The 12909-nt window shown below is 61.8% G+C and carries 8 protein-coding genes; 1 reads left to right on the top strand and 7 read right to left on the bottom strand.

The window, feature by feature from the left end; translation table 11 throughout:
• Window positions 1–86 precede the first annotated feature (86 nt).
• The 6 genes from NKJ57_RS18445 to NKJ57_RS18420 form a co-directional block, all read right to left on the bottom strand.
• Complete coding sequence (locus NKJ57_RS18445) at window positions 87–2045, bottom strand: bifunctional DNA primase/polymerase (RefSeq protein WP_352512067.1); 1959 nt, start codon at window positions 2043–2045, stop codon at window positions 87–89.
• Between the two features lie 9 nt (window positions 2046–2054).
• Window positions 2055–2558, bottom strand: a complete 504-nt coding sequence (locus NKJ57_RS18440) for a hypothetical protein (RefSeq protein WP_352512068.1) — start codon at window positions 2556–2558, stop codon at window positions 2055–2057.
• A gap of 85 nt (window positions 2559–2643) precedes the next feature.
• Window positions 2644–2868, bottom strand: coding sequence for a helix-turn-helix transcriptional regulator (locus tag NKJ57_RS18435; RefSeq protein ID WP_352512070.1), 225 nt, complete (start codon window positions 2866–2868; stop codon window positions 2644–2646).
• A 127-nt stretch (window positions 2869–2995) separates the two neighbouring features.
• A complete protein-coding gene (locus tag NKJ57_RS18430; protein ID WP_352573744.1) occupies window positions 2996–4351 on the bottom strand; it encodes a tyrosine-type recombinase/integrase in 1356 nt (451 codons plus the stop codon).
• A gap of 240 nt (window positions 4352–4591) precedes the next feature.
• Window positions 4592–4864 (bottom strand): hypothetical protein, encoded by a 273-nt coding sequence (locus NKJ57_RS18425; RefSeq protein ID WP_023706833.1) that lies wholly within the window; start codon window positions 4862–4864, stop codon window positions 4592–4594.
• A gap of 248 nt (window positions 4865–5112) precedes the next feature.
• Window positions 5113–7377, bottom strand: a complete 2265-nt coding sequence (locus NKJ57_RS18420) for a DNA/RNA non-specific endonuclease (RefSeq protein ID WP_352512074.1) — start codon at window positions 7375–7377, stop codon at window positions 5113–5115.
• 508 nt (window positions 7378–7885) lie between these two features.
• Here NKJ57_RS18420 and NKJ57_RS18415 point away from each other — a divergent pair.
• Complete coding sequence (locus tag NKJ57_RS18415) at window positions 7886–8572, top strand: Crp/Fnr family transcriptional regulator (protein WP_023738834.1); 687 nt, start codon at window positions 7886–7888, stop codon at window positions 8570–8572.
• Between the two features lie 7 nt (window positions 8573–8579).
• Here the strand turns inward: NKJ57_RS18415 and NKJ57_RS18410 are convergent, their stop codons facing one another.
• Window positions 8580–12902, bottom strand: a complete 4323-nt coding sequence (locus tag NKJ57_RS18410; RefSeq protein ID WP_352512076.1) for a cytochrome P450 — start codon at window positions 12900–12902, stop codon at window positions 8580–8582.
• Window positions 12903–12909: the final 7 nt, after the last annotated feature.

Genomic DNA, 12909 nt, shown 5'->3' with positions numbered 1-12909 from the left:
CGTGTTTGTTCGCTGTTGTCCGATACAGACCCCTGGCGAACAAAGCGAACATGTTACGCTCTGTTCGTGTTGTTCGCTCTTGCAAATTACGTAACCGCGGGAGCCTCAAAGGTGCCCCAAACGTGGCCCTCGAAGCCTTGAATGGCGCCTTTTTCGCGTAGCCACTCGCGGGCTCGATTGAAGGCCATCCGACGAGCAGGCGGGTTGCCCGCCGACAATTCCAGAGCATCACATTCGTCTCGCCAGGCCTCGACGGAAATAACCTTGCACTGCGGCCAGCCGGCCCCACTCTTGAGCACGCCGTCCCGCTCGATCGCCACATCGAGCGCTTGCATTGCGACACGATTGGCTCTCGACCATTTCGCTGTTTTGTCCGGCCCCACGGTCGCATCCAGGATTGGTACGAGCGTCCCGCAACTGGGCGCCAGACTGAAGCCCCAGGAACCGGTGCTGTCGGCGTCTTTGTGCCGCTCGACGGCCAAGCAGCTCGTGCGGGCGTCCTTGTCGCCCTCGACCCGCAACCGGCTGTCGAATGATCCCCAGAAGTGAGTGTGCATTCGAGCGCGGCTGTCATCCTGCCAGCCGGTGTGCGCGACAGTGAGTGTCGCCGCGCCGGTCTGCGACATGATGTGTTGGATGGCTCGTACCCAGGCTCGAGCAGTCGTGTCCTCGACTTCAGTCCCGCTCATCGTACCGCCGAAAATGTCAAGCACCAGAAGATCGATAGCGCCGTGAGCCTCTATTTCCTTGAGCAGCCATTCAACATCAGATTTTACGTCGAGGCTGATCTCGTTGGGTAAGAGCAGCGCACCTCGCCTGTCAGGATCCACTTGGTAGTGGTCGTACCAACCGGGCACGCGGAGCCTGCCAACACCATTGGCGCCCTCAGTGGCCACCAGCAGAGATCGGCCCTTTTGAACCGGGCGACCGTGCCAGTCGCGCCCTGTGTCTACACTCAGAGCAAGGTCAACTGCCAGGAACGATTTGAAGGTGTTCGAACGACCGAACATCAGGGCTGCCGATCTCTTCTGGATCACGCCTTCGACCAGCCATTCTGGCGCAGGCATCCGGAGCATTTCGGCGTAAGTGAGAATGCGGCGCCGGCGATCCGGCTCGTGAACAGGAAGCTGTCGATTGCGAAAGCGCTCAGCCCATGCGGCGATGTTGGCTTGGACGTCCGCCGACGGCGGCGGCACATTGACTTCTTCGGCGAACTCGCCCGCCGCGGTCTTTCCGCCAAAGCTGCCTTGGCCATATGCGTAGGCATTAGCGATCTTGACCTGCAGCTCGTCCGGCAGCCACGACGGGTCCGCTTTCGTTTCGTTCCAGTGATCGGCCATCAGGTCAAAGGCCATCCCCTCGCTGACTCCCATCGCGCGCAACTCGGCGCAGACGCTGAACGTCGTTCTGTCGCCGTTGGCGCCTTCGAGCGCTTCCGGCGCGGGGCCTTCGAGCCAAGCAATGGCCCTGGCGATGTTGGCCGGCAAGTCCGGCTGGACCAACCATTCGTCAGCGCGATCGACGCGCAAGGTCGTCTTGGTCTCGATAATGTCGAACAGCCACGAAGGGCAAGGTGCCGGCGGCGTATCGATTTCGAGTTCGTATTTGTTGCGACCGATGTTTGAGCCCTGCCAGAGCACGAGGTTACCATCGCCTCGCGTGTCGAGGCCGGGGAAGCCTTCGATGTTACCCTCACGTCCACTGTGCCGATCGCCGACGGCGACATAGACGTGCGTGCCGCCTGTTGGCGTGCGGACGCGCAGCGAGGTCGGCAGCCCCATCATCTCGAGCATTTCGAGGGAAGCAGCCCCTGGCTTGCCGTTCTTCACATCGACATCGACAACGACCAGGCCGGCGCCTGTAGCGACGCCGATATTCCAGTTGGGGTTTTCACCCCACCACTCGCGGATCCGGCTCTCGTCAGTTGTGGCGGCGGCCTGCCAGCCTTTTGCCCAAGGGATTTTGCTATCGCGCCACACCGGGAAACCCGGAAGCCGCGAGATGCGGCGTCGAGCGCCGCGGTAAGCTTTGTGTTGTTCATGCACTGCGCCTCTTCAAGAACGCAGAGGCCGGCAGGGAAAGGCGTCGCCCGCCCCTACCTTAACGATGCGACTGCCTTCACGATCGATCTGGCAGATCCACACTCCCGGATTGTGGTACTCGACAAAAACGCGCCATCTCTCAGCGTCGTCCGCCGCGACAATCAGGATGAGATGCTTCACGCCCGGCCTGTCCGCCAACTTGTCGGCGTCGGAGTAGGCAGCCTCGCAGTCCTTTTCCTGCAGATCCACCAGAGGCAGCAGCGTGTTGTTTTCCGCGATAATGAAAACCACGTTACAGCACCAAAGGCAGGTGTGGACCAAGAGGTCTCGCGGCAACGATTCCGGGCCTAGCCGGAAGGGCGTGTCCCGGATCAACACCGATCCAGCATTGCCATCCTGGATTTCAGTGATCCAGTCGTCGACGCAGTGTTGGCGAGGCTTTTCCCCGTGGTCGCGCGTCCAGATAACTACATCGAATGGCCGCCCTTGGCCTTCACGACCGATTGTGGTATTCATGATCCGCCTATTTAATTTTGCCCCGGTGGAAGCCCTGTGCTTCGCCGGGCATTTTTGTTTCGGGAAATTTACGAGATCGGGCCGGTCAGGCAGGCGCCTGCTCGCATCCTGCAAACGCCAGGATATCGGCGACGCGATACGCCAATCGGCGCGGGCCGATGCGCACGAACTTCGGGCCGGAGCCAGTCATCCGCCAGCGCTCCAAAGTGCGCGCCGACACACGCAACGTTTCGGCCGCCTCTGGAGGCGTCAAAAGAGAAGCACCGCCCATTTGGGAGGCAGCATCGAGATTGATTGTTGCTGAGGTCACCAGCGACTCCTGTGTCAAAACAGGGGGAGCGCCGTGATGCTAAAAAGCGCGACTGCTCCCCGGAAGGGATACAGATCGCGCAGCGAATTCGATCGGCGTTTAACGCTAGCTCGACAGGAATACTATCCTAGATGCTCGTGGCGCGCAAGTGCGGGCTTTGCGGTGTAGATCGCGAGTGTATCGGAATCACGTTCGGGGCATCCGCCGGCGGCTCGACCAAGCTGCCGACGTGCTTGGCCCAAAGTTCGGCAGCCTCGCGCCGCTCGTCGGTTTTAGGCTCGCGGTCATAAATCTCGATCAGTTCTTCACGCGCGTGGTTGAGCATCATTTCCGCGAGCTCTGAATCTACGCCGAGCTTGCGAAGGCCCGAGCGGAAAGTCCGCCTGAGATCGTGAAGCGTGAACGACACGCCCGAGAGCTTGACCAACTCGCCCTGGCGCTTGGACCAGTTCGAAATGGCGCTGCCCTTGTTTCGGCCGGAAAACACGTAAGGGTTCTCCGCGAAGCGCGGCTGCCGATCGACCAGGAGGCGAGCCTCTACCGTCAACGGGACCGCGTGGGCGCGGCCGTTCTTCGCTACGCCGGCCGGGATCGTCCAAATTCCGGTCCCGGCATCGATATCATCCCATTGGAGCAGAGAGGCTTCTGTCCGGCGCTGACCAGTGAGTAGCAAGAGGCGGACATAGTCGCCGTAGGGTTTGGCGACCTTTTCGCAGGCGCCCCAAACAATCTTGATTTCCGCGTCTGACAGCGCCCTGCCCGTCCGGCCAGTCATTTGTGCGCGCGTGATGCGCTCGCGGCGCCAGCCGGCCAGCGGGTTGGCGTACATCAGACCTCGGCCAACGGCCCAATTGAAGAAAGTGTGTGCCTTGGTTCGAAAGTCTGCCGCGGCGCCAGGGCCGCCAACTCTTCGCTTCACCTTCGAAACGCTCTTCTTTAAAGCGCCCGAGGTCTTCGACGTCTTCTGCATTGCCGTATCGGCAACGGACTGTTCCTCGATCTTGGCGATCCGTGCAGCAATCAGCTGGCGGTCGATCGACGGGAGGTCAATCTGATCTATCGGCCCGGGCATGTAGCGCTTCAGGTTTCGCACGATCTGCTCAGCGTGGACAACGTGCCGCTTTTTCAGGTGGGTCTCGTAGCTCTCGAGCGCCCGATCCAGGCGGGCGGCATCTCGCCGAGCCACTGCCTTCCGATCGGCCTGTGGATCGGCACCGCCGGCAATCTGGCCGAGATAGGTTTGCGCAGCCGATCGGGCAGCACCGAGCTTGACCTTCTCGATGTCGCCAAGAGTCATTCTCCGCTTGGTAGCGGCGCGCCCGCCACCAGCTGGGCGGTACATCAGGATGAAAACCTTTCGGCCCGACGGGAAACACCGCACGCCAAAGCCAGAGATTTTGGAGTCCCACAATACATATTCGCCGGCGGACGGTGCCGCGATAGCCCGAATGCGCTCCTCAGTGAGATTTGCCTTGTCGACCACGAACACCCCTCCTTTCTTCTGGAACCACATTGGAACCATCGAACTGCGGTCATTGTAGGCGAACTGTCGGCTTATGTCGTCTAATTTCGTAAGGGAAACCCGGCACTTGTCGGCAAGCGCGGATTAGAGCGTTTCTACGCGTAGAGCGAACTCACTCTTCACACGGGTGGGGTCGCAGGTTCAATCCCTGCATCGCCCACCATTTTCTTTCCCGGAACAGCACACTCCAAGCCAGCACTCCTAGCAGCTGCAACTCGCCCCTTCCCCACCAAAATTCTTCTGCGCAAAGTTCAACGCGCTTGAGTAGCTCGTGTAGCTCTGGAACTGGCATACATCGGATCCGTTCCGCACCTTCATCTGCTCGAGATCCCAGAACGAAACCTCGATGTGATCGTTGGCGCAGTAGACCGTGTATTTTTCAGGCTCCAGCGCTCGTGCCTTCTGCGCCGGGATGGAGACGGCAGGAATGGAAAGCACGGAAAGTGCAAGCATGATGGCGTGACGTGTGCGCATGTAAAAACCCCGAATGAAAACCAGCCCGTATTATTGCCGCTATCTCGACGCGCTGCATCACGGCTTTTTGACGAACGACTTCTTTCCGGTGCCCGGCTCGCCGTCAGCTATGTGCTGATCCAGATCTCCGCTGTGTTGGCGCTAATTGGTACCGCTCGGGGGCGCGTGGCCGGCAGCAGGGAGGTCGGCTTGGATTGCGTCCATTCGGTCATGGTGTTCCCTGCAAGGCATCGCAGCGCCGCGCGAGCCTAAGCCTTCTTCTTTCGTCTCCGTGATCCCGCCCGCATTGCAATTTCGCCGCCACGAACCGTTTCGTACTGGTCGGCGTCGACAATCGATTTGTCGAAGGTGAGGCCGGTCATTTCGGAGATTTCGGTTAGCGGGTACATGGCGCCGATGAATTCGTCGGAGACGGCAAACTCCAGCTCCGTGTCCGACAGATCCTGTTCGAGGACGAAGCCATAGCTGGCGAGCCCGTCTGTGACGCGCGCCACGATCACCTTCCAGAAACGGCGCGGCACCGGCGCGCGAAGACTTGTTCCCTTGGGGCCTTTGCCGGCAAAGGTTCGGTCATCATCGGCGAGCACCGGGCCAGCGAAGACACACAGCCGTTCGCTCGCCGCCTCCGACAGGACGTGGTTCTCAAGATCGCCCCAGTTCTTCTCACCGCTGTCGGAGCGGTTGTAGCCCTCGACCTGGGGCGAGCAATTGGTGACATGGAAGGAGCAGACATTGCCCCTGAGCAGCAGCTCGAAGGTGCTGCCCCAGGCTACGTCATCGCGCCTGACGATATGACCCTTGTCGAAGGCGCCCTGATCCTGGGTGTAGAAGACGTCGGGGATCTGGTACTTGTCGTCGAGCCGCAGATCCGCGAACCAGCGCTCGCTGAACAGGCCGCCGCGCGAATAGTTGCGGCCCTTTTCCGGCTCGCGCAGATTGCTCTCCTCGGTGACGTTGGAGGCGGTGAACAGCGCCAGCCGCCGCTTGGCGTGCATCTTGAGCGAAAAATTCTGGTAGTCGAGTTGCGTGCCGCCGGCCTTGAGCGGCGCCAGCACTGAGAGGTCGGTGGCCTCAGGCATCGGCACAACGACCGGCGCGAGTTTAGTGCCGCCAGAGAGAAATTTCTCGTCGTAGCCCTTATAGCCGGCATAGTCCGCGACCGTTTTGGGAACGAATGCGCCGCCTGGAGGGGTCGGCTTGGCCGCTTCGAGCTCGACCGATTCCGTGACCGCTTCATGGGCAGGCGTTGCGCCGAGCGAGACGGTGATGCGCAACGGCACTTCGAAGGTGACGCTGCCGCCCGGCGAAACGACGACGCCTGCCGATGAAGGCGTCTGGGTGGCGACGCCCGGGATCTGCTTGACGCCGCCGACTTCAACCAGGTTTACGCCCTCGGCCGGCGATCCACTGTCCGCCTTGGTCCACCATGCGCCCCAACCGTTGGGGCCGCCGCTGGCGGCGCCGGCGAAATTGAGGCCGAGGTCGACGACACGCTGGTCCTTGGCGAGCGCGCCGGTGGGCACGGCGTAGTTGCGCTCGAGATAGCGGCCGGCGAAATGCAGCGCCACGACCTCGCCGGTGGCGAGGTTGATCATGGCGGTGCCGGAGTTGCCGCCAGTGGTCGAGCAATCATGTGTCGCCGCGCTGACGATCTTACCGAAACTCTCCGTATCGAAGCCGCCCTGCAGCATGCCCGGTTGCAGGCGCTTGACCTGGAAACGATTGCGCATGAGCTCGTTCTGGACATCGACCGCGTTGCGATTGTCGAACGCGGGATAGCCGATGGCGACGACTTCCTGGCGCAGCATATCGCGCGCGTCGGCGACCGCAAGCGACAGCGGCGTGATGTTGTCGGGCAGGCCTTCGACTTCGAGGATCGCCATGTCCCAATAGGGATGGATCATCCGGACATTGCGGATATTGAAGACGTTTCCTGCCGCCGAATCGCGCTTGAAGTCGATGCCGGCGGCGCGGCCGTTGATGAATTGCAGATTGCGGTCGCCAAGGCCGTCCGCAAATATCTGCGCCACATGACGGTTGGTCATCAGCAGGTTGCGGCCGACGACGAAGCCCGTGCCGCCGTAAGGGATATTGGTGTTCCACAACAGTTCGATACGCCCGATCGCCGGCAGGGCGGCTTCGATGCGCTGCTTCAATGCGGCCTCGCTGGTAAGCTTCGTCCACAGCGAATGGCCAGGTGTCGGAGCGCCGTCGAAAGTCAGCGTCGTAAAGGTGCCATCCTTGATGTCATAGACCGGCCGCAACTCCGGGATGATTATGGCTTCCAGATCGGAAAGCTGCTCGGGCGCGACTTCGGCGCCCCGCGCGAGGCTCTCCATGCCAGCGCGCGCCGATTCAAACGCCGCCTCCGTCTTGCCGGCTTCCGCAGGCGCAAGGGATTCCAGGCCGCCGCCTGCCATCGTCTCCATGTTGCCGAGGACCGATTCAGTCCCCTCGCCCCCGGTAACGAGATCGAGATATTGACGGATTCGCTGCTCTCTGCTGACCGGCATAGTCGCCCCCCAAAGGTTCTGTCGAAGTAAAGAAGTGTATTGCCCCATTTTAGACTGGTGCAATTCTGACTGGCAGGCGAGGAAACAAATCAACTCGCGTCGAAGATGACCGAAGCGCAACGTCGGCATGTCTCTTTGCCGCAGTCGCTCGCGCGATGTATGACGCTCGCATTATTTCACGATGCCGTATGTGATCTCCGTCACAGACGCTCACGCTGTTTGCGCCCACCTATCGCAACGGGTGGAAGGGCCATTGCGGCCGCTCGGTTTTACAGAAATTTTATCACCTATCCATTTTTATCAGTTGGCGCCTGCACGCGCGGCTCCTCCCGCCGCGCGTGCAGGCGGCTTTCCGCCCGGCACGAGCCAGGCACTGGGCGCGACCACTGCGCCACGCCTTTAGAAGGCGTAATCGCAAGGGATGAACGCCGGCCTTTGACGCGGTGCACTCTTGCCTTAGACTTCGGCCCTTAAACTTCGCCGATTGCGGCAATTGGGAATTTGGAACATGGCTTTTGGCGGCCCTAACGACAGAAACGATCTGCCGCGCCTGGCACGCATCGATCCAAAGCTGTTCGATATCCTGTTCAGCGGCTGCAAGGTCGAGCGCTACGCCGCCGGCCAGCATCTGTTCGTCCAGGAAGATGCCGCCGACCGGATCTACGGGGTGATGAGCGGCACGGTGGAAATCTCGATCTATTCGCCCGGCGGACAGAAGCTGGTGGCCAATATCGAGCTGTCGCGCAGTCTGGTGGGCGAGATCGGCGCCCTGGACGGCCGGCCACGCACCGCCACCGCCATCTGCCTGACCGCTTGCGAGCTGGTTTCGCTCAGCAGGATACAACTCTTTGATCGCATTGAGAGAAATCCACCGCTGGCACGCGCGATGATCGAACTTCTGTGCGCCCGGCTGCGCTGGGTCAGCGGCGAACTCGGCGATCAGGCCTTCTTCGGCATCGAGGCGAGGCTCGCCAAACGCCTGGTCTTCCTGGCCAAGGTGATGGCCGACAGCGCCGGCTGGATCCCGATCTCGCAATCGGAACTCGGAGAGTTCCTCGGCGCCACGCGCGAGTCCGTCAACAAGACGCTCAACGACTGGCGCAACCGCTCGTTCATTGCCATCAAACGCGGCGGCCTGCGTATCACGGACACCGGGGCACTGCGCCACATCGCCGAGTCGCAGGACGACGACTGACGCCGAATCAGAGCCGCGAAATCAGGTAGCGCAGCGCCGAGCGGCTGGGCATGAAGAAATATCCACCCCCCTTGGTGGTGACGAATTGCGGCATGTCACGGAGCGTCGTGACCTTTTCCCATGACGGAATGGTGAACCTGCCATCGCCGCCGCGCGAACCAATCGTCGGGTCCTTTTCAGCGACGAGGCCCTGGAACGTGGCCGACGAAACCCAGGTCTGCTGAATGAATTCGTACTGGCGCTCTATGTCGGCGTTGAGGCACATGAACAGCAGCCCCTTTTCGACCTTGCCATTCTTGCCGTCCTGCTTCTGATAGGTGCGGCCGACCCGCAGGATACGATGGCGCTTGCCGATATTGATCTGCGTATCGCGGTCCTCACCCAGCGAGTCGCGTGGGTTGGAACGGCGAATGTGGGCACCAAGCGGGCAGCGATGGCCTTGCGGATCCTCGGCGCCAGCGGCGAAGTTGTTGTCGATGACGCGTCCCGGATGATCGGGGTTGCGCACCAGCGAGCTACCGTTCTGCCAGCGGCCGAGCATCTTGGCGGCAATCCAGTCTTGCGTGATGGCTTGGTTGCCGAGTTGGCTCGCGACCAAGGCTGCAGCCTTTTTGCAGTAGTCGTTGAAGACGTCGACGTGCTGCTCGAACTGGCGAATAACCAGGAATGAACCGTTGCGCCCGAAATCGCGCGGCGGTGGCGGCAGGCCCGGAATCAGCCGGCTACGGCGCACCTGCGAAAGGATTCCGGTCCGATCGCGTGATGCGCTTACCGAGGGCGAGGCTGGATAGAACCCATGCTCATCACGATAGCCGAACAGGAACTCGCCGGGCGCGACCAGATGCATTGATGCAGCACCCCTGCTGGCGCGGGTCGTGCCCCGGACAATCGGCTGCGAAATCCCGTCCGCGAAACCGAAATGCTCGTAGGCTGGCCCACGTTCCGACCGATCGTCACGCTTTGCCCCGTCGGACGATTTCGTCTTCGTGTCGGTCGGACCCCGGTTTACGGCGAGCGGCAGTTCGGCGACGACCTTCATGCCTGCACCGGTCGTCTTTCGTCTCACGGTGGCAATCTCGGCCTTCAACCGTCCCGGGTCTTCGGCATAGCAGACGATGACCAGGTCCACAGGGTTCTCCAACGAACCCCACTCCCATTCGTCCGGGCCGTCGCGGCCTCGGTCGTCCAGTATGCGCCCACGCTCGGGATTGCCCATGCCATGGCGAAAGGCGATCGGAAATGTTTCCAGTGGATCGCCCTCCACACCCTCGTCGAGCCCAAACTGCCGCAGGCCACCGGGACCAAAGGCGACTATCATAGCGCGCCCGGCGGGCCTGCCTTCGCCGAAACTCGTCTGCTCGACAACGAAATCGAGCCAGGCTCTGCGCTTGGGCGCCGGCAACTTGTCCGGCACCCGGATCGCAAGCATATGCGAATAAGCGAGCGGGCCGAGCGGGCCGAAGAAGATGGACTGGATCTCGCCGGTTTCCAACTGCTGCTCGAGAGGCGCCGGAAAGGCAGAGCTGATATTGGCCAGCAGCGAAGTGGTCTTTTGAACGGTGGTCGTTTCGCTCGCCGGGCGCCGTAGCGAACCGAACAAGCTCAGCCAATCGCGCGCCTCGTTGCCGACGGCGGAAGCAATGCCGCGCCTGACCCGGGAATTGATCCGGATTCGCTCTGTGTTGATTTGGGGATAGGCGGAGTACCAGAACAGGGTCGGCACCTGCTGGCGCCGCGCCCAGCGCTTAAAACGATCGCCGTCGCGCGCGCCGTCCAGGAACAGCCATCGTGTGCGTGGATAGCCCACGGTGTTGCTCCACACGCCGGTCAGGCCAGCGGACGCCTTGGCGATGAAGTCCTCAAGATAGCTTTCCCAGCTGCCGCCGTAGTTGGAGAAGAACATCAATCGGTTGGAGCCGGGCAGCAGTATCCAGCGGGCGAAATGGATGGTGTTGATGGTGTTGAGGAAGCCTGGCTTGAATACCTTCTGGGCAGCTATCGAGATCAGGTAGAAGGAAAACCTGAGCGCCAGCCGCCGCAGAATGCCGGCCTTCATCGTCGAAATCGCAGTCAGATGGTTTTGTGCCGCGTGGCCCTCCTTGACGAGTATCGCGTTCAATTCAGATATGCCGATCGATGTGCTTTCCGGCCGATCCCTGTCCTCGCGGCGTCGCAGCGCCAGCAAGCACGAAAACGCCAGCAGCGCCGCTGCCACCAACACTCCAAGTCCCGACAACAGAAGTGAGGTGATTGCTACGGCTATGGCGGTGAAGGAGATTTCCTGGGAACTGATGTCGATAGATCTGCCGAACACCACACCGTAGGTCATGTACCAGCAAGCAGCCCAGATGATCGCCACCGTGACGAAGACCGGCGGTACCAGCAACGTCGTCATCAGGGCACGGCCCCAATGACCCGGCGGCTTTTCCAGCAGGCTCTCGGCCGGCTCGAACGCCCAGGCAAACGTCCCTAATGACTGGACATGCTGGCGAACTTCAGCGAGCACGGCAGGAGCGTTGCCGGCGCCTTTGCGTGGCCGCTCGACGATGTCGCGCACGGCTTCGAAAAGCTGCTGCTCGGCCTTGATACGCTGGACCGAGTGCCCCGGCGTGCCCGAAAACACCAGTCCGGCATTGCTGCCGAAGGACGGCGATATGTCGACATTGTGCTTGCGCAGGAAATCGTTCAATGCGCCGCCATCGCGCAGATCGCAGACATCCTTGAAGATCGGCCGCAGCCGGTGCCCGATGGCGTGCGTGACCGCATCGATGACATCGTCGATGCTGCCGTCACCGGAAATCTCGAGAACCAGAGCTCCTTTTTCCTGACCGGAATCAGCGCCCATCTCGCCGGTGCCGACCACGGTCAGGCTGGTGAAGTGGACGGTGCCGGCAATGTCGAGCGCGGTGCGGATATCTTCGACGGCCGGGTTGCCGAGGCTGGCAACCTTGTCGCGGACAGCATCCAGCGACGCGGATCGGGTGACCGGGCAGACCACCGTCACCATAGACTGCGTTACGGTGCGGCAGAGTTCTGCCCGTTCGAAATCGACCTTGAGGGTTTCGGGATAGGCGCCGATGCGGGTCATCCGCCCGGCCTTGCCGGGCATGCGGCGCACGCCCTGCTTCTGGAACAGGGCGCGCAGGCTTTCGCCGATCTGGATCCTGGCAATCTCGGCGCCGATGCACTGATGAATGCCGTGGCCGAACACCATGTAGTCGCGATGCGGGCGCGATGTGTCGAACTGGTCCGGGTTCTGCACGGCGTCGGCATCGAACATCGCCGACAGCGTCGCCGGCATCACCACCGTGCCGGCCTTCACCAGGCGCTCGCGGCGCGTACCCTTGCCGATGATCGCGTCGCGGGCCGTGTAGCGCCAGGGGCCGACCCAGATCGGCTTGAAGCGCATGGCTTCAAGGACGGCCCTGTCGAGCTTGGCGGTATCGTTTTCGGCCAATGCGGCATCGATAGCCTGCCGTGCGTCGGGCCGCGACAGGATCACGTCGAGGCAATTGCCGGCGGCCAGCACATTGGTCGGGACGAAGCCGGCGATCATGCCCAGCATGATCGAATTGAGGTCGTCCCGCGACAGGCGGCCCTGATCCATCTGGACAACCAGCCTCGCCAGCGGTTGCTCGGCCTTCAAGCCCCGGTCCCTGGCCGACTGGATGGAGCGATCGATGACTTTGAGAAGACGGTCGCCCGCCACCACCGCAAGTTCGCGCATGACGGGGCTCGCCGTCGGGTCCGAAAAGAACAGCGCACTCAGCGCGATCGCCCAGTCGGCGAATTCGGATTCATCGTCGATCTCGACGCCGAAATAGTCTCGACAGATGTGCACCGGGACGATCTTCATCAACCTGGAGATCGCATCGAAGCCGGGGCTGGCGCGCGTCATGATCTCTTGCGAATGACGCGCCGCGATCGGCCTGACGGCGGCTTCGACCTCGGCCGGCGGGAATGCACTCAGCACCGACGATTTCATGCGCCGGTAGTCGGCGCCGTCCTGCATGCCGAGGATGAAGTTGGATCCCCGGGCAAGCTCGGTCATTTCCGGGCCGTATGGGGTCTGGAATTCGTCGCCGCGCTCCAATATGTCGCGGACATCGGCGTTCTTGGTGACCACGAGAACGCCGAAAAGTTTGCCGGTCGGCCGGAAACGCCGCAACAAGGAAAGCGCCCAGCGGGGGTCTTCGGCCAGAGACCCGACGATGCGCGCAATCAGCCCTGTCTTGCGGATCCGGCCGAGATCGAAGGGCGGCATTTCCGACAGCGGGCGCTGGTTTCTCTGGGCCGCGCTAATAGCGTTGAAATACTTCAGTTTGGTCATGCGCGTT

The organism is Mesorhizobium sp. M0077 (assembly GCF_040322955.1).
GTDB lineage: Bacteria > Pseudomonadota > Alphaproteobacteria > Rhizobiales > Rhizobiaceae > Mesorhizobium.
This window is presented reverse-complemented; position numbering and strand designations above follow the sequence as displayed.

Coding starts and splice junctions, on each gene's coding strand:
- NKJ57_RS18410 (WP_352512076.1), bottom strand. CDS start 12,902: ATGACCAAACTGAAGTATTTCAACGCTATTAGCGCGGCCCAGAGAAAC.
- NKJ57_RS18440 (WP_352512068.1), bottom strand. CDS start 2,558: ATGAATACCACAATCGGTCGTGAAGGCCAAGGGCGGCCATTCGATGTA.
- NKJ57_RS18420 (WP_352512074.1), bottom strand. CDS start 7,377: ATGCCGGTCAGCAGAGAGCAGCGAATCCGTCAATATCTCGATCTCGTT.
- NKJ57_RS18415 (WP_023738834.1), top strand. CDS start 7,886: ATGGCTTTTGGCGGCCCTAACGACAGAAACGATCTGCCGCGCCTGGCA.
- NKJ57_RS18425 (WP_023706833.1), bottom strand. CDS start 4,864: ATGCGCACACGTCACGCCATCATGCTTGCACTTTCCGTGCTTTCCATT.